18 protein-coding genes are annotated in these 16,745 nt (G+C 72.5%); 3 read left to right on the top strand and 15 right to left on the bottom strand.

Annotated features, from left to right (window positions below; translation table 11 throughout):
- The first annotated feature begins 44 nt into the window (after positions 1-44).
- The gene (locus tag ACH4S9_RS03085; RefSeq protein ID WP_385341951.1) at positions 45-311 is read left to right on the top strand and encodes a protealysin inhibitor emfourin; all 267 of its coding nucleotides are present in this window, start codon (positions 45-47) and stop codon (positions 309-311) included.
- Between the two features lie 269 nt (positions 312-580).
- On the opposite strand, the gene era is transcribed toward ACH4S9_RS03085, so the two are convergent.
- The 14 genes from era to hrcA all read right to left on the bottom strand — a co-directional run bounded on the left by era (position 581) and on the right by hrcA (position 13,733).
- Positions 581-1,546 carry a GTPase Era gene (era, locus tag ACH4S9_RS03080; protein WP_385341949.1) on the bottom strand — a complete coding sequence of 322 codons (966 nt, stop codon included), beginning with the start codon at positions 1,544-1,546 and terminating at the stop codon, positions 581-583.
- 70 nt (positions 1,547-1,616) lie between these two features.
- Positions 1,617-2,612 (bottom strand): aldo/keto reductase, encoded by a 996-nt coding sequence (locus tag ACH4S9_RS03075; protein WP_398369412.1) that lies wholly within the window; start codon positions 2,610-2,612, stop codon positions 1,617-1,619.
- A 159-nt stretch (positions 2,613-2,771) separates the two neighbouring features.
- Positions 2,772-3,134 (bottom strand): cytidine deaminase, encoded by a 363-nt coding sequence (locus tag ACH4S9_RS03070; protein WP_311722502.1) that lies wholly within the window; start codon positions 3,132-3,134, stop codon positions 2,772-2,774.
- 30 nt (positions 3,135-3,164) lie between these two features.
- Positions 3,165-4,478 (bottom strand): hemolysin family protein, encoded by a 1,314-nt coding sequence (locus ACH4S9_RS03065; protein WP_311722501.1) that lies wholly within the window; start codon positions 4,476-4,478, stop codon positions 3,165-3,167.
- Positions 4,475-4,972, bottom strand: a complete 498-nt coding sequence (gene ybeY, locus ACH4S9_RS03060) for an rRNA maturation RNase YbeY (RefSeq protein WP_311722500.1) — start codon at positions 4,970-4,972, stop codon at positions 4,475-4,477. Before ybeY ends, ACH4S9_RS03065 begins: the two co-directional genes overlap by 4 nt.
- Before the next feature lie 12 nt (positions 4,973-4,984).
- Positions 4,985-5,986, bottom strand: coding sequence for a PhoH family protein (locus ACH4S9_RS03055; protein WP_311722499.1), 1,002 nt, complete (start codon positions 5,984-5,986; stop codon positions 4,985-4,987).
- A gap of 185 nt (positions 5,987-6,171) precedes the next feature.
- A complete protein-coding gene (locus ACH4S9_RS03050) occupies positions 6,172-7,302 on the bottom strand; it encodes a PfkB family carbohydrate kinase (protein WP_385341944.1) in 1,131 nt (376 codons plus the stop codon).
- Positions 7,303-7,520: 218 nt separating this feature from the next.
- Positions 7,521-8,441, bottom strand: a complete 921-nt coding sequence (locus tag ACH4S9_RS03045; RefSeq protein WP_398369408.1) for a ribonuclease Z — start codon at positions 8,439-8,441, stop codon at positions 7,521-7,523.
- Between the two features lie 5 nt (positions 8,442-8,446).
- Positions 8,447-8,806 carry a histidine triad nucleotide-binding protein gene (locus ACH4S9_RS03040; RefSeq protein WP_311722497.1) on the bottom strand — a complete coding sequence of 120 codons (360 nt, stop codon included), beginning with the start codon at positions 8,804-8,806 and terminating at the stop codon, positions 8,447-8,449.
- Positions 8,807-8,938: 132 nt separating this feature from the next.
- Positions 8,939-9,451, bottom strand: coding sequence for a hypothetical protein (locus tag ACH4S9_RS03035; RefSeq protein ID WP_311722495.1), 513 nt, complete (start codon positions 9,449-9,451; stop codon positions 8,939-8,941).
- A gap of 105 nt (positions 9,452-9,556) precedes the next feature.
- The gene (locus tag ACH4S9_RS03030) at positions 9,557-10,300 is read right to left on the bottom strand and encodes a 16S rRNA (uracil(1498)-N(3))-methyltransferase (RefSeq protein WP_352128502.1); all 744 of its coding nucleotides are present in this window, start codon (positions 10,298-10,300) and stop codon (positions 9,557-9,559) included.
- Positions 10,297-11,388, bottom strand: a complete 1,092-nt coding sequence (locus ACH4S9_RS03025) for a nitronate monooxygenase (RefSeq protein WP_385341939.1) — start codon at positions 11,386-11,388, stop codon at positions 10,297-10,299. Before ACH4S9_RS03025 ends, ACH4S9_RS03030 begins: the two co-directional genes overlap by 4 nt.
- Before the next feature lie 188 nt (positions 11,389-11,576).
- The gene (dnaJ, locus tag ACH4S9_RS03020; protein ID WP_311722491.1) at positions 11,577-12,716 is read right to left on the bottom strand and encodes a molecular chaperone DnaJ; all 1,140 of its coding nucleotides are present in this window, start codon (positions 12,714-12,716) and stop codon (positions 11,577-11,579) included.
- Positions 12,717-13,733, bottom strand: coding sequence for a heat-inducible transcriptional repressor HrcA (gene hrcA, locus ACH4S9_RS03015; protein WP_311722921.1), 1,017 nt, complete (start codon positions 13,731-13,733; stop codon positions 12,717-12,719).
- A gap of 147 nt (positions 13,734-13,880) precedes the next feature.
- On the opposite strand from hrcA, the gene ACH4S9_RS03010 reads away from it, so the two are divergent.
- Together ACH4S9_RS03010 and ACH4S9_RS03005 are read left to right on the top strand one after the other, a co-directional pair.
- Positions 13,881-14,615, top strand: coding sequence for an MBL fold metallo-hydrolase (locus tag ACH4S9_RS03010; RefSeq protein ID WP_311722489.1), 735 nt, complete (start codon positions 13,881-13,883; stop codon positions 14,613-14,615).
- Positions 14,616-14,645: 30 nt separating this feature from the next.
- Positions 14,646-15,476, top strand: a complete 831-nt coding sequence (locus tag ACH4S9_RS03005) for a DUF3097 domain-containing protein (RefSeq protein ID WP_311722488.1) — start codon at positions 14,646-14,648, stop codon at positions 15,474-15,476.
- A 30-nt stretch (positions 15,477-15,506) separates the two neighbouring features.
- On the opposite strand, the gene hemW is transcribed toward ACH4S9_RS03005, so the two are convergent.
- A complete protein-coding gene (gene hemW / locus ACH4S9_RS03000; RefSeq protein WP_398369404.1) occupies positions 15,507-16,739 on the bottom strand; it encodes a radical SAM family heme chaperone HemW in 1,233 nt (410 codons plus the stop codon).
- Between the last annotated feature and the right edge of the window lie 6 nt (positions 16,740-16,745).

Raw genomic sequence — 16,745 nt, 5'->3', positions numbered from 1 at the left:
GCGCCTGCGGGCGGCGTGGGGCCGCACCGGGTACTGATGGATCCATGCGCATTTCCGTCATCCGCACCGGCGGGTTCGCCGGGATCGAGCGCCGGGCCGAGCTGGACACCGCCGGCCGGCCCGACGCCAAGCACCTGGAGGCCCTGGCCCACCAGGCCGTCGAGAGCGGGCACCTCACGGCCCCGCGCGGCGTCCCGGACGGCTTCCACTACGAGATCGCGGTGGACGGCCGGACCGTCCACTGCGCCGACCCGCACCTGAGCGACGCCCAGCGCGAGCTGGTGCGCACGGTGCTCAAGGAGGGCGCGTAGCGCGTCCTCCCGGTCTGAACCCCAGCTTGCGCAGCTGCTTCGCGGCCCCTTCTGTCTGCCGCCCTCGCACCGCTCGGCCCCAGGGGGCCTCCCGGGCTTCGGACAGCTGCGCCGGCCTCCGACCGGCGGTGACCAGTGCCGTCAGAACCCCAGCTTGCGCAGCTGCTTCGCGGCCCCTCCTATCTGCCGCCCTCGCACCGCTCGGCCCCAGGGGGCCTCCCGGGCTTCGGACAGCTGCGCCGGCCTCCGACCGGCGGTGACCAGTGCCGTCAGAACCCCAGCTTCCGCAGCTGCTTCGGGTCCCGCTGCCAGTCCTTCGCCACCTTCACATGCAGGTCCAGGAAGACCGGCGTGCCCAGGAGCGCCTCGATGTGCTTGCGGGACTTCGTCCCGACCTCCTTCAGGCGCTTGCCCTTGGGGCCGATGATGATGCCCTTCTGGCTGGGGCGCTCGATGTAAAGGTTGGCGTGGATGTCGAGGAGGGGCCGGTCCGCGGGGCGGTCCTCGCGGGGCAGCATCTCCTCGACCACCACGGCGATGGAGTGCGGCAGCTCGTCCCGTACGCCCTCCAGCGCCGCCTCGCGGATCAGCTCGGCGACCATGACCTGCTCGGGCTCGTCCGTGAGGTCGCCCTCGGGGTAGAGGGCCGGGCTCTCGGGGAGCAGCGGCACGAGCAGGTCCGCCAGCAGGCCGACCTGGTTGCCGCCCGTGGCGGAGACCGGGACGATCTCGGCCCACTCGAAGCCCAGCTCCTTGCCGAGCCGGTCGATGGCGATCAGCTGCTCGGCGAGGCGCTGGGAGTCGACCAGGTCGGTCTTGGTGACGATGGCGACCTTGGGGGTCTTCTTGATCCCGGCCAGCTCGCCCGCGATGAAGCGGTCGCCGGGGCCGATCTTCTGGTCGGCGGGCAGACAGAAGCCGATGACGTCGACCTCGGCCCAGGTGGTCCGGACGACGTCGTTCAGGCGCTCGCCGAGCAGGGTGCGTGGCTTGTGCAGGCCCGGGGTGTCGACGAGCACCAGCTGGGCGTCGGGGCGGTGCACGATGCCGCGGACGGTGTGGCGGGTGGTCTGCGGGCGGTTGGAGGTGATCGCGACCTTCGTCCCCACCAGTGCGTTGGTCAGGGTCGACTTGCCCGCGTTGGGGCGGCCGACGAAGCAGGCGAAGCCCGCGCGGTGCGGGGTGTCCCGCGGCTCGGGCTGGGAGGGGGACGTAGCGGCACTCATGGCGCCCATTGTCCCCGATACCCCGGCCCCCGCGGACCAGACGGTTCAGCGGACCAGACGGCTCAGCCGGGCAGACGGTTCAGCCGAGCAGGGTGCCGGTGCCCTCGGGGGCGAAGGCGGCCAGGGCCTCGGCGATCCGGGCGAGGGTGGCGGGGGTGAGCTCGGCCCGGGCGGCGGCGAGGTTCTCCGCGATGTGGGCCGGGGTGCGGCTGCCCGGGATCGGCACGACGTGCTCGTACTGGTGCAGCAGCCAGGCCAGCGCCAGCTGCCCCGGGGTCAGGCCGAGGTCGGCCGCGATGGCGAGCAGCGGCGCGTAGCGGTCGTTGTTCGCCTGGAGGTTGCCCTCGTGGTAGCGCGGGATGAAGCGGCGGAAGTCGTCGGCGGCGATGTCCTGGACCGTGCCGGTGAGGAAGCCGCTGCCGAGCGGGGACCAGGCCACGATGCCCACGCCCAGCTCGCGGGCGGTGGCCAGCAGTTCGGCGTCTACGGGAGTCCACATCGACCACTGGGCCTGCACGGCGGCGACCGGGTGGACGGCGTGGGCGCGGGCGAGCTGCTCGGCGGTGACGTTGGACAGCCCCAGGCGGCGGACCAGGCCGTCGGAGATCAGCTCGGCGACCGCGCCGACGGTGTCCTCGATCGGGACGGTGGGGTCGGGGAAGTGCGGGTAGTAGAGGTCGATCCGGTCGGTGCCGAGGGTGCGCAGGGAGGTCTCGGCGTAGCGGCGGACGTGGCGGGGCTCGGCGTTCACGGCCAGCTCGCCGTAGGTGTAGTTGACGGGGAAGGCATGCCCCTCGACGCCCTCCGGGCGGCGGAAGCCGAACTTGGTGGCGATGGTGACCTCGTCGCGGCGGCCCCGGACGGCCCGGCCGACGAGGCTCTCGTTGTGGCCGTCCGCGCCGTAGCCGTCGGAGGTGTCGATGTGGGTCGCGCCCTCGTCGAGGGCGGAGCGCAGGGCGGTCAGCGCGCGGTCGTCGTCGATCTCCCCGTACACGCCGGGGGACAGCACCATGGCGCCGTAGCCGATGGCGGTGGTCTTCAGGTCGCCGAGGGTGCGGGTGGGAAGGGCGGTCATGAGCTTGGGCTCCTCGGAGCTGGGACGGGGCCGGGGGCGTTCCCCCGGCCTGTTCTCAGCCTTCCGCCCGGACCCGGTACGCGTCCAAGATCTGTCGTCATAGCCGACGGCTATGAGGGCCTGACCTCTATGTATGGGCCGCTCAGATGTATGGGCCGCTCAGACCTGGACCGTGGTGCGCAGCCCGCCGTCGGGGCCCGCCAGCAGCACCGGGGTGCCCTCCCCGCCCAAGTCGCGCACGGCCGCGAGGTCCTCGTCCGGGAGGGCCTCCGCGTCGGTCACCACGGCCGCGGCCTCCAGGGACTTCGCCCCGCTGGCGACCGCCATGGCGACGGCGGTCCGCAGCGCGCTCAGCGGGAGCGAGGGGAGGGCGACGGTGCCGGCGACATACGTACGGCCCGTCTCGTCGCGTACGGCGGCGCCCTCCGGGACGCCGTTGCGGGCCCGCGCGGAGCGGGCGAGGGTGACGATCTTGCGGTCTTCGGGGTCCAGGGGTGCGGCTTCGCTCATGCGGACGAGCATAGGCGGCACGGTCCGGCGAGGGCCGTGGCCTCAGTCCTCCGGCTCGGTCTCCGTCGTGGCGCGGACCGGCTCGACCAGGACCGTGACGATCCGGTTGCGCCGGCCGGCCGTGGATTCCGCGGTCAGCCGCAGCGACTTGAGGTCGGAGTCCGGCCCGCCGTCCTCCACCGCGACCTCCGCCGTGGCGCCCGCGATCGGCACCCGCCCCAGCGACTTGGCCAGCAGCCCGCCGACGGTCTCCACGTCCTCGTCGTCCAGGTCCGTGCCGTACAGCTCGCCGAGGTCGTCCAGGCCGAGCCGGGCGGTGACGCGGTGGGTGCCGTCGCCCAGGTCCTGGACCGGCGGGAGCTCACGGTCGTACTCGTCGGTGATCTCGCCGACGATCTCCTCGAGGATGTCCTCGATGGTGACGATCCCGGCCGTGCCGCCGTACTCGTCGACCACGACCGCGACGTGGTTGCGCTCCTGCTGCATCTCGCGCAGCAGGTCGCCCGCGTTCTTGGTGTCGGGCACGAAGGCGGCGGGCCGCATGGCGGTGGAGACCAGCTCGGACTCGGCCTCCCGGTTGATGTGCGTCTTGCGGGCCAGGTCCTTGAGGTAGACGATCCCGACGATGTCGTCCTCGTTCTCCCCGGTGACCGGGATCCGGGAGAAGCCGGAGCGCAGCGCGAGGGTCAGGGCCTGGCGGATGGTCTTGAACCGCTCGATGACCACCAGGTCGGTGCGCGGCACCATCACCTCGCGCACCAGGGTGTCGCCGAGCTCGAAGACGGAGTGCACCATGCGCCGCTCGTCGTCCTCGATCAGCGACTCCTTCTCCGCGAGGTCCACCAGGGCGCGCAGCTCGGCCTCGGAGGCGAACGGGCCCTTGCGGAAGCCCTTGCCGGGGGTGAGGGCGTTACCGATGAGGATCAGCAGGGGCGGGATGGGGCCCATGACCCGGGCCAGGGGCAGCAGCACATAGGCGGCGGCGGTCGCGGTGTTCAGCGGGTGCTGGGCGCCGATGGTGCGCGGCGAGACGCCGACGGCCACATACGAGACGAGGACCATCACGCCGATCGCGATGGTCAGCGCCTTCCAGGTCTCGTCGAACTCGCGCAGACAGGCGTAGGTGACGAACGCGCCGGCCGCCATCTCGCAGGCGACCCGCACCAGCAGCGCGACGTTCAGATAGCGGGTGGGGTCCTCGGCGACCTGCATCAGCCTGGCGCTGCCGCGCCGCCCGGCCCGCACGGCCTCCTCGGCGCGGAAGCGGGTGGTGCGGGCCAGGCCGGCCTCGGCGCAGGCCGCCAGCCAGGCGACCACCACCAGCAGCACGGCGGCTGTGATCAGTCGGCCGGTCATCGGGTCGTGGGGGCCGGGGAGGGGCCGGTCATGCCGCGCTCGGCGCGCCAGCCGTCGACGATGGCGGCCTGGAGGCCGAACATCTCGGCACGCTCGTCCGGCTCCTCGTGGTCGTAGCCGAGGAGGTGGAGGACGCCGTGGACGGTGAGGAGCTGGAGCTCCTCGTCCATCGAGTGTCCGGTCGGCGCCTCCTCCCCCTGCTTCTTGGCGACCTCGGGGCAGAGCACGATGTCCCCGAGGAGGCCCTGCGGGGGCTCCTCGTCGTCCTTCGCGGGCGGGCGCAGCTCGTCCATGGGGAAGGACATGACATCGGTGGGCCCCGGCAGGTCCATCCACTGGATGTGGAGCTGCTCCATGGCGTCGGCGTCGACGACGATCACCGAGAGCTCGGAGAGCGGGTGGATACGCATCCGGGCCAGGGCGTAACGGGCGACGTCCAGCACCGCGCGCTCGTCGATCTCCGTGCCGGATTCGTTGTTGACGTCGATCGCCATAAGAGTGTTGTTTTACTTTCCGTTCCGGCTGTCGTACAACTCGTACGCGTCGACAATACGGCCGACCAGCCTGTGGCGGACCACATCGGTGCTGGTGAGCCGGGAGAAGTGGACGTCCTCGACGCCCTCCAGGATCTCCTGCACCTGGCGCAGACCGCTCTTGGTCCCGTTGGGGAGGTCGACCTGGGTGACATCACCCGTGATCACGATCTTGGAGTCGAAGCCGAGCCGGGTGAGGAACATCTTCATCTGCTCGGGGTTCGTGTTCTGTGCCTCGTCCAGAATGATGAACGCGTCATTGAGCGTGCGGCCGCGCATATACGCCAGCGGCGCGACCTCGATCGTGCCCGCGGCCATCAGGCGCGGGATGGAGTCGGGGTCGAGCATGTCGTGCAGCGCGTCGTACAGCGGGCGCAGATACGGGTCGATCTTCTCGTAGAGCGTGCCCGGCAGGAAGCCGAGCCGCTCGCCCGCCTCGACCGCCGGCCGGGTCAGGATGATCCGGGTGACCTGCTTGGACTGCAGGGCCTGGACCGCCTTGGCCATGGCCAGATAGGTCTTGCCGGTACCGGCCGGGCCGATGCCGAACACGACGGTGTGCTTGTCGATGGCGTCGACGTAGCGCTTCTGGTTGAGGGTCTTGGGGCGGATGGTGCGGCCGCGGTTGGAGAGGATGTTCTGCGTGAGCACCTCGGCGGGGGACTCCACGCCGGTCTCGCCGTTCTCCGCGGAGCGCAGCATGGCGATCGAGCGCTCCACCGCGTCCTCTGTCATCGGTTGACCGGTGCGGAGCACCAGCATCATCTCGTCGAACAGACGCTGGATGAGGGCGACTTCCGCGGGGTCCCCGGTCGCGCTGACCTCATTGCCCCGCACATGGATGTCGGTCTCCGGGAAGGCCTTCTCGATGACGCGCAGCAGCGAATCGCCCGATCCCAGCACCATGACCATCGGGTGCTTGGTCGGGACCTTGAACTGCGCATGCGCCTGGCGTGCTGTGGTTGGTTGCGTCATGGGCCGGCTCTGAGGCCTGCTCCTACCTCCTCTTGCGGGGTTCTCGTTGCTCGACAACCTCGAGTACAAGGGTACGACGGAGCACCGACAAGACCCGAGCCCTTTTACCGGGCTGCTTTGCCGGAGGTGGCGGAGGTGTCGGGGGCGGCGGGGGTGGCCGGGGTGGCGGAGGTGCCGGATGTGGTTCACGCCTGCCGGAAGCCGATCGTGGGCACCGCCCTGCGCAGCGGCCAGGGGCGGGCGGCCGCCGGGAGGATCCGGTCCAGGAAGGCGTACCGGCGCAGCGCGGAGGGGTTCTGGTCGTCGTACGACTTGGCGTGCTGCCACCAGGCGGCGATCTCCACCCAGCCGGGCGCCGACAGGGAGCCGCCGAACTCCTGCACGGACAGCGCGGCGCTCAGCCCCGCGAAGGCCAGCCGGTCGGCGAGCGGCCACTGGGCGAGGGTGCCGGTGACGAAGCCCGCGACGAACACATCGCCCGCCCCGGTCGGGTCCAGGGCCTCCACGGCGATCGCGGGCACTTCGGCGGTCTCGCCGGTGCGCCCGTCCACCGCGTACGCCCCCTCGGCGCCCAGGGTGACCACCGCGAGCGGCACCCTGTCGGCGAGCGCGCGGGCGGCGGCGCGCGGGCACTCGGTGCGGGTGTACCGCATCGCCTCGGCCGCGTTGGGCAGGAACGCCTCGCAGTGCTCGAGATCGGCGAGGTCGGCCGGGTCCCAGCGGCCGGTGTCGTCCCAGCCGACGTCCGCGAAGACCATGCTGCCGTGGCCGACGGCCTGGGTGACCCACTCCTCGCGGCTCCCCGGGACCAGGGAGGCGATGGCGGCGCGGGCCGGGGGCGGGCAGCTGGGAGCGGGCTCCTCGGGCGGCGGCGCCTCATGGCCGTGGGAGACCATGGTGCGCTCGCCCTCGTAGGCCATGGACACGGTCACCGGGGAGTGCCAGCCGCGCACCGTACGGGACAGCGACAGGTCAATGCCCTCGCCGCGGTCCAGGGCGTCGCGGCAGTAGTCCCCGTACATGTCGTCGCCGAAGGCGGCGGCGAGGGACGTGCGCAGGCCCAGGCGGGCCAGCGCGGTGGCCATGTTGGCCACCCCGCCGGGGCTGGAGCCCATGCCGCGCGCCCAGGACTCGGTGCCGCGCACGGGGGCGGAGTCCAGGCCGGTGAAGATGATGTCCAGGAAGACCGAGCCGGTGAGATAGACGTCACAGCCGGGGTCGCCGGGTCTGCGGACGGCCTCGAGCGGGTCGAGCAGCGGGTACTCGGCCGGGTACTGGTACTCCGCCGCGAGCGGTTGGCCGTGGTCTGTGGTCACCGTGGGCTCCCAGATCGGACCGGCCTCGTCGCCGGTCCCGTTCGGTCGATCTCGTTCAGTGAATCTCGTGGATCTCGTTCAGCGAATGCCACCGCATGGTGTGGCGAATGCGGATGAATGCGGCCGCTGGATGCGACTGCGGCCAGTGTGCACGATGGCACCGACAGCGGGGCCGTACCGCCGACCGGCCGGCCCCCTGAGCGGCCGGCCCCGAGCGCTCAGCGCCGCTTGGGCACCGCCACGCTCATCAGGTCCTGCGCCACCGTGAGCTCCCCCGCGAAGCCCGCCGCCCGCGCCTGGCGCTCGAAGTCGGTGGGGTCGCCGTACCGCTGCGAGAAGTGGGTCAGCACCAGGTGCCGCACCCCCGCCTCCGCGGCCAGCCGCGCCGCCTGCCCCGCCGTGAGATGCCCGTGCTCGACCGCCAGCGGCTCGTCCTCGTCCAGAAAGGTGGACTCGATGACCAGCAGGTCACAGCCCTGCGCCAGGGCATGGGCGCCCTCGCACAGCCGGGTGTCCATGACGAAGGCGAAGCGCTGCCCGCGCCGCACCTCGCTGACCTCCTCCAGCGTGACCGTGTGCCCCTCCCGCTCCAGCGCCCCCTCCTGCTGGAGCCGGCCGACCTCCGGCCCGCGGATGCCGTGCGCCGCGAGCCGCTCGGGCAGCATGCGGCGGCCGTCGGGCTCGGTCAGGCGGTAGCCGTAGGACTCGACCGGGTGGGAGAGCCTGCGCGCCTCCAGCGTGTACCCGGCGGTCCGCGCCAGGACCCCGCCCTCGCCGCTGATCGGCGCCTCGGCCAGCGGTACGGTCTCGCGGTACGCGGTCGCGTAGCGCAGCCGCTCGAAGAAGCGCTGCCCGCTCGCCGGATAGTGCGCGGTCACCGGGTGCGGCACCCGGTCCAGGTTGATCCGCTGGATCACCCCGGCCAGGCCCAGCGAGTGGTCCCCGTGGAAGTGCGTGACACAGATCCGGTCGATGTCGTGGGCCGCGACCCCCGCCCGCAGCATCTGGCGCTGGGTGCCCTCGCCCGGGTCGAAGAGCAGGCCCTCGCCGTCCCAGCGCAGCAGATAGCCGTTGTGGTTGCGGTGTCGGGTCGGCACCTGGCTCGCGGTGCCCAGGACGACCAGTTCACGTACGGACAACGGGTCTACCCGGGGGGCCAGTTGAAGCCGCGGCCGCCCAGGACGTGGGCGTGCGCGTGGAAGACGGTCTGGCCCGCGCCCGAACCGGTGTTGAAGATGACGCGGAAGCCCGTGCCGTCGATCTCCTCGTCGGCGGCCACCGTGCCCGCCTCGCGCAGTATGTCGGCGGCGATCTGCGGCTCGGCGACCGCGAGGGAGGCGGCGTCCGGGTAGTGGACCTTGGGGATCACCAGGACGTGGGTCGGCGCCTGGGGGTTGATGTCCCGGAAGGCGAGGGTCGTGTCGGTCTCGCGGACGACGGTCGCCGGCACCTCTTTAGAGACGATTTTGCAGAACAGGCAGTCGGCCTGCGGTTCTCCCGCCACCGGTGGCTCCTTACGCGTCGTCGGCCGGTACGGCACCGGATGCTACCGGCAGGCCCGGAGGCCGCGCGCCGGAACCGCGTGGTGGTCTCACACCACCCGCCGAGAGCGTGCGTCACCGACCACCGGCTCCCGCTACTTGCCGCTGGTCTCCGTGCCCTTCGTGCCGTCCGTGCCCTCCGTGGTCCGCTTGTCCCACGGGTGGGTGGTGCTCCGGGACGGCCTGGGATGCCCCGTCTTCCGCGCGTTGCAGTCGCCGATCACATTCGCCTGGAAGACCTGGTGGCCGTCCACCTTGGCGGTCAGGTCGCCCCGTACGCAGATGTTCTTGCGCTCGTAGGTGACGGTGCCGGTGACCCGGATCGCGCGGTCGTCGTTGGTCCTGCCCCGGCAGTCCACGGATGCCTTCGCGTCCCTCGACGGGCCGGAGGTGTGCTTGCCCTTCACATCCGCGTTGCAGGTCATCCAGCGCACGTCGATGCCGCCCTTCTCGAGCGCGCGCGTGCTGACCCGGTCCGTGGTGAACGCCACGCCGATGGAGTTGAGTCCGGAGTCGTTCCTGGGCTCGCACGCCGCCAGGGCGCCGATCGCCAGGGCCACCGCCACCACCGCGAAGAGCCCGTTCCTTTGATGCCTCAATGCCCCCATACAGAAAGGTTCCCACCGGGGCGGGGTGAACCGGAAGTGCACACTCGGCCACATGATCCGCCGAGCGGCCGGGGCGGAAGAGGCGGGCGGTGCGGCGGGGCGGCCTCAGCTCCAGCGGCCCGTACGGCCCAGCAGCAGCGCGACCGCCGCCGTCCCGGCCGTGGAGGTGCGCAGCACGGTCGGCCCCAGGCGGTACGGGCGCGCGCCCGCCTCGGCGAAGGCCGCCAACTCCTCGGGAGACACGCCCCCTTCCGGGCCGACCACGAGCACCACGCTTCCCTCGCCGGGCAGCGGCGCGGTCGCGAGCGGCTCGGCGCCCTCCTCATGGAGCACGGCCGCGAAGTCGGATTCGGCCAGAAGACGGGCAACCTGGCGGGTCGTCATCGCGTCCGCCACCTCGGGGAAGACGAGCCGGCGCGACTGCTTGCCCGCCTCCCGGGCCGTCGACCGCCACTTGCCCAGCGCCTTCAGGCCGCGCTCGCCCTTCCACTGGGTGACACAACGCGCCGCCGCCCAGGGCACGATGGCGTCCACGCCGGTCTCCGTCATGGTCTCCACGGCCAGTTCGCCGCGGTCGCCCTTCGGCAGCGCCTGGACCACGGTGATCCGCGGGCTCGGCGGCGCCTCATGGCGCACCTCGGCCACCTCGACCACCAGCCGGTCCTTGCCCTCGACGGCCGCCACGGCGCCGAAGGCTCCCGTACCGGCCCCGTCCGTCAGCACCACCGGCTCGCCGACGCGCAGCCGGCGCACCGACACGGCGTGGCGCCCCTCCGGCCCCTCGAGCGCCAGCCGCGCCCCCACGGCCGCCCCCGCCAGGGAGTCGGCCACGAAGACGGGAGCGGTCATGACACGGTCCCCTTGTCCAAGGCGATGCCCAACCCCTCACGCGCCGCGTCCAGTTCGACCGTCAGCACATCCACCAGCCGCGCGGCGGGCAGCTCCCGGGCCAGCCGGTGCCCCTGCCCCGCCCACAGCGCCATGCCCTGCGGGTCGCCGGCCTTCGCCGCCGCCTTCCGCAGCCCCGAGGTGAGGTGGTGCACCTGGGGGTAGGCGGCCGGGGCGTAGCGGCCGTGCTCGCGCATGAAGCGGTTGACCAGCCCGCGCGCGGGACGCCCGGAGAAGGCCCGGGTCAGCTCGGTGCGGCCGAACACCGGATCGGTCATGGCCCGCTTGTGCAGGGCGTTGGCCCCCGACTCGGGGCAGACCAGGAACGCGGTCCCCAGCTGGGCCGCGACCGCGCCCGCGGCCAGCACCCCGGCGATCTGCGAGCCGCGCATCAGCCCGCCCGCCGCGATGACAGGGATCTGTACGACCTCCCGGACCAGCGCGAGCAGCGACAGCAGCCCGAGCCCGGCACCCGTGCCGTCGGCGCGCGGATCGTCGCGGTGCGTGCCCTGGTGGCCGCCCGCCTCCACGCCCTGGACGCACACGGCGTCCGCGCCCGCCCACTGCGCGGCCTGCGCCTCGGCGGGCGAGGTCACGGTCACGACCGTCCGCGTGCCGGCCCTGCCGAAGGCGTCGAGGACGGCGCGGGTGGGGCAGCCGAAGGTGAACGAGACGACCGGGACCGGGTCGTCGAGCAGAACGGCCAGCTTGGCGTCGTACGCGTCGTCGGAGCCCGCGTCGGGGTCGCCCAGCGGGGTGTCGTACCAGGCCGCCTCCCCGGCGAGCTGCTCGCGGTAGACCGCGACGGCGGCGGGGTCGGCGGTGAGGGGCTGCGGCATGAACAGGTTCACGCCGAAGGGCCGGGCGGTCTGCCCCCGCAGCTGTTTGATCTCCTCGTACATCGCCTCCGGCGTCTTGTAACCGGCGGCGAGGAACCCGAGGCCGCCGGCCTCGGAAACGGCGGCGGCCAGCTGCGGGCAGGAGGCCCCGCCCGCCATCGGGGCCTGCACGATCGGGTACCGAAAGAGATCGGTCAGCGCGGACGACATGACAACATCGTGTCATGTCCTCCGCACCGATCTGTACTCGGCTCAGGGCCCGTTGGACGGACCGCGTCCCCGAGGGGCTCCGGGCGCTTACCGTCCGTTGAACGCATCCCTAAGGCGCGAGAACAGCCCCTGCTGTCCTGGCTTACCGCATCCCCCGGGGGCCACCCCCCGGACCCCCGGCCGGACGCCTACCGTCCGTTGAACGCATCCTTAAGGCGCGAGAACAGCCCCTGCTGTCCTGGCTTGAATTCGCCTAGCGGCCGCTCCTCGCCCCGCAGCTTGGCCAGCCGCCGCAGCAGCTCCTCCTGCTCCGGGTCGAGCTTGGACGGGGTCTGGACCTCGACGTGGACGATCAGGTCGCCCCGGCCGCCGCCGCGCAGGTGGGTGATGCCGCGCTGGTGGAGCGGGATCGACTGGCCGGACTGGGTGCCGGGCCGGATGTCGACCTCCTCCAGGCCGTCGAGCGTCTCCAGGGGCACCTTGGTGCCCAGGGACGCCGCCGTCATGGGGATGGTCACCGTGCAGTGCAGATCGTCGCCGCGGCGCTGGAAGACCGGGTGCGGCAGCTCGTGGATCTCCACATACAGATCGCCCGCCGGGCCGCCGCCCGGGCCGACCTCGCCCTCGCCGGCGAGCTGGATCCGGGTGCCGTTGTCCACACCAGCCGGGATCTTCACCGTCAGCGTCCGCCGCGAGCGGATCCGCCCGTCGCCCGCGCACTCCGGGCACGGGGTCGGCACCACGGTGCCGAAGCCCTGGCACTGCGGGCACGGCCGGGAGGTCATGACCTGGCCGAGGAAGGACCGCGTCACCTGGGACACCTCGCCGCGGCCGCGGCACATGTCACAGGTCTGCGCCGTGGTGCCGGGCGCCGCGCCCTCGCCGCTGCACGTCGTACAGACGACCGCGGTGTCGACCTGGATGTCCTTGGTGGTCCCGAAGGCCGCCTCGTTCAGCTCCACATCGAGGCGGATCATGGCGTCCTGGCCGCGCCGGGTCCTGGACCGCGGGCCGCGCTGCGAGGCGGTGCCGAAGAACGCGTCCATGATGTCGGAGAAGTTTCCGAAGCCCGCGCCGAAGCCGCCCGCGCCGCCCCCGGCGCCGCCCGAGGCGGAAAGCGGGTCGCCGCCCAGGTCGTAGACCTGCTTCTTCTGGGGATCGGACAAGACCTCGTAGGCGGCGTTGATCTCCTTGAACCGCTCTTGGGTCTTGGGATCCGGATTCACGTCCGGGTGCAGCTCGCGAGCGAGCCGGCGGAATGCCTTCTTGATCTCGTCCTGCGAGGCATCACGCCGCACGCCCAGGACTGCGTAGTAGTCCGTCGCCACTTACGACTCCGCCAGGATCTGTCCGACGTAACGTGCCACTGCGCGTACCGCTCCCATCGTTCCGGGGTAGTCCATGCGGGTCGGTCCGACCACGCCGAGTTTGGCGACCGCCTCGTCGCCCGAACCGTAGCCGACCGCCACGACCGAAGTGGAATTCAGGCCCTCGTGAGCATTCTCATGCCCGATCCGTACGGTCATACCCGAGTCCTTCGCCTCGCCGAGCAGCTTGAGCAGGACGACCTGCTCCTCCAGCGCTTCCAGCACGGGCCGGATCGTCAGGGGGAAATCATGGCCGAAGCGGGTGAGATTGGCGGTGCCGCCGATCATCAGCCGCTCCTCGGTCTCTTCGACCAGTGTCTCCAGCAGCGTGGCCAGGACCGTCGAGACGGTCCCCCGGTCCTCCTGTTCGAAGGACTCGGGCAGGTCCTGCACCAGCCGCGGCACATCCGAGAACCGCCGGCCCACGACCCTGCTGTTCAGCCGGGCCCGCAGGTCCGCGAGCGACTCCTCGCTCACGGGCGCCGGGCAGTCCACCATGCGCTGCTCGACCCGCCCGGTGTCGGTGATCAGAACCAGCATCACCCGCGCCGGGCTCATCGACAGCAGCTCGACATGGCGGACCGTCGAGCGGGTCAGCGACGGGTACTGCACCACCGCGACCTGCCGGGTCAGCTGCGCGAGCAGCCGGACCGTGCGCCCCACCACGTCGTCGAGGTCCACGGCACCGTCCAGGAAGTTCTGGATGGCCCGCCGCTCCGGCGTGGACAGGGGCTTCACCCCGGCCAGCTTGTCGACGAACAGCCGATAGCCCTTGTCCGTGGGAATGCGCCCGGCGCTCGTATGCGGCTGGGCGATATAGCCCTCGTCCTCCAGAGCCGCCATGTCGTTGCGCACCGTGGCCGGGGAGACGCCCAGCCGGTGCCGCTCCGTGAGGGCCTTGGAGCCGACCGGCTCCTCCGTCCCCACATAGTCCTGGACGATCGCACGCAGTACCTCGAGTCTGCGTTCGCTGAGCACCGCGCACCTCCAGTCCAGCCGTCTCATCAGGTGTTCCCCCTGGCACTCAATGGTCACGAGTGCCAGAACCCTCAGCCAGTGTACGGCGGGGTGCCGTGGCGGGGGCAAGAGCCGACGCTTTGCCACCGCTGGAGCTAGCGTCTCCGTATGGACACCCGTTGGGAAGAGGCGCGCTGGGAACATCTCACGCCGTCCGTGGTCCGGTGCCGCCTGCCCGGCTGGGACGCGACGGTCGGCGCGATCGCCGGGCGGACCGGCGTCCTGGTTGTCGACACCGGCGCCGACCTCGCCGAGGGCGCCTGGGTGCGCCGCGAGATCACTCGCCTCTTCGGCCGCCGCCCCACCCATATCGCCCTCACCCACCCCCACTTCGACCATGTCCTCGGCACCGCCGCCTTCGCGGGCTGCCAGGTGTACGGGGCCGCCGGGCTCGACGAACTGCTGCGCCGCGAGGGGGACGTGCTGCGTGACGACGCGGTGCGCCACGGCGCGGACCCCGGGGCCGCCGGGGAGGCCGCCGACCACCTGGTGCGGCCGCACCACGCGGTGTGCGGCGAGCTCACCCTGGACCTGGGCGGCCGGACCGTCCTGCTGGCGAACGTGGGCCCCGGCCATACCGCCCACGACCTGGCCGTGCTCGCCGCCGGGCAGGCCCCGGGCGAGCCCGAGGTGGTCTTCTGCGGGGATCTGGTCGAGGAGTCGGGGGCGCCCCAGGCGGGTGCCGACGCGATCCCGGGCCAGTGGCCCGCCGCGCTGGACCGGCTGCTCGCCCTCGGCGGCGAGGACGCGGTGTACGTCCCGGGGCACGGCGCCGCCGTGGATGCCCGTTTCGTCCGGGCGCAGCGCGCGGAACTCGCGGCTCGTTTCGGCGTGTCCTCCTGACGGCGGCGCTGCGGCGCTAGGGTCACTCGGGTGCGACAGTACGACCCGGACCTGACCCCGCCCTGGAAGCGCCAGGCGCCCGCGCCCGAGGTGCCCGCCGACCCCGATCTGGTCGTCGAGGAGGTCACCACCGGGTTCTGCGGTGCCGTGATCCGCTGCGAGAAGACCGCGGAGGGCGCCACGGTGACTCTGGAGGACCGCTTCGGCAAACATCGGGTCTTCCCCATGGAGCCGCGCGGCTTCCTCCTGGAGGGCCGTGTCGTCACCCTGGTGCGCCCGCGCGCCGCCGCCCCCACGGCCCCGCGCCGCACGGCCTCCGGCTCCATCGCGCTCCCCCAGGCCCGTGCGCGCGTCGCCCGCGCGGGGCGCATTTACGTCGAGGGGCGCCACGACGCGGAACTGGTCGAGCGGGTGTGGGGGGACGATCTGCGCATCGAGGGCGTGGTCGTGGAGTATCTGGAGGGGATCGACGATCTGCCCGCCATCGTCCGCGAGTTCTCCCCCGGCCCCGACGCCCGCCTGGGCGTGCTGGTCGACCATCTGGTCCCGGGCACGAAGGAGTCCCGTATCGCGGCCGAGGTCACCGGCGAGCACGTCCTGGTCGTCGGGCACCCCTACATCGACGTGTGGGAGGCCGTGAAGCCCTCCTCGGTGGGCATCCCCGCCTGGCCGACGGTGCCGCGCGGCCAGGACTGGAAGACGGGCGTCTGCCGGGCGCTGGGCTGGCCCGGGAACACGGGGGCCGCGTGGCAGCGGATCCTGTCCTCCGTCCGCTCCTACAGGGATCTGGAGCCGGCGCTGCTGGGGCGGGTGGAGGAGCTGATCGACCATGTGACCGTGGGCGGTCCGGCCGGGCCGTAGGCCGCGGCACCGGGTTGGCTGATCGATCGGTCAGTCGACGAGATCGCGCACCACCGCGTCGGCCAGCAGCCGCCCGCGCAGGGTGAGCACCGCCCGGCCCTCGCCGTACGGCTCCGGCGCCAGCAGCCCGTCCGCCACGGCCTTCGCCGCCGCGGCGGCGCCCGCCGGGGCCAGCAGGTCCAGCGGGCAGCCCTCCGCGAGCCGCAGCTCCAGCAGGATCCGCTCCACCCGGCGCTCCTCGTCGGTCAGCACCTCGCGGCCCGCCCCGGGGGACCTGCCCTCGCTCAGCGCCTGCGCGTACGCACCGGGGTGCTTCACGTTCCACCACCGCACACCGCCCACATGGCTGTGCGCGCCGGGGCCCGCGCCCCACCAGTCCGCGCCACGCCAGTACAGCTCGTTGTGGCGGCACCGGCCGGCCTCTGACGTGGCCCAGTTCGAAACCTCGTACCAGCGGAATCCGGCCGCCGACAGCGTCTCCTCCGTGATCAGGTAGCGGTCCGCGTGCACATCGTCGTCGGTCATCGGGACCTCGCCGCGCCGGATCCGCCGGGCGAGCTGAGTGCCCTCCTCGACGATCAGCGCGTACGCCGACACATGGTCGGGCCCGGCGCCCAGCGCGGCCTCCAGGGAAGCGCGCCAGTCCTCGTCGCTCTCCCCCGGCGTGCCGTAGATCAGGTCCAGGTTCACATGGTCGAACCCGGCCGCCCGCGCCTCGGCCACGCAGGCCTCCGGGCGGCCCGGGGTGTGGGTGCGGTCCAGCACCCGCAGCACATGCTGCCGGGCGCTCTGCATCCCGAACGACACCCGGTTGAACCCGGCCGCCCGCAGCTCCTCCAGATACCGCGGGTCGACCGACTCCGGGTTGGCCTCGGTGGTGACCTCTGCGCCCTCCGCGAGCCCGAACTCGTCCCGGATGGCGCCGAGCATCCGCCCGAGGTCGGCGGCCGCCAGCAGGGTCGGCGTGCCGCCCCCGACGAACACGGTCTCGACCGGCCGGGAGTCGTCCCCCAGCACCTTGCGCGCGAGCCGCACCTCTTCGACGACCATGTCGGCGTAGTTGTCGCGCGAGGCGAGCACGCCGCCGGATCCGCGCAGCTCGGTGGCGGTGTATGTGTTGAAGTCGCAGTACCCGCAGCGGGTCGCGCAGTAGGGCACATGCAGATAGAACCCGAGCGGCCGCCCCGCCGCCCCGGACAGGGCGCTCGCGGGCAGCGCGCCGTCCTCGGGCATGGGCTCGCCATCGGGCAGTACGGAAGGCATGCCCCC

Origin of the sequence: Streptomyces sp. NPDC021225, from assembly GCF_044332865.1 — a bacterium.
Classification (GTDB): domain Bacteria; phylum Actinomycetota; class Actinomycetes; order Streptomycetales; family Streptomycetaceae; genus Streptomyces.
This window is presented reverse-complemented; position numbering and strand designations above follow the sequence as displayed.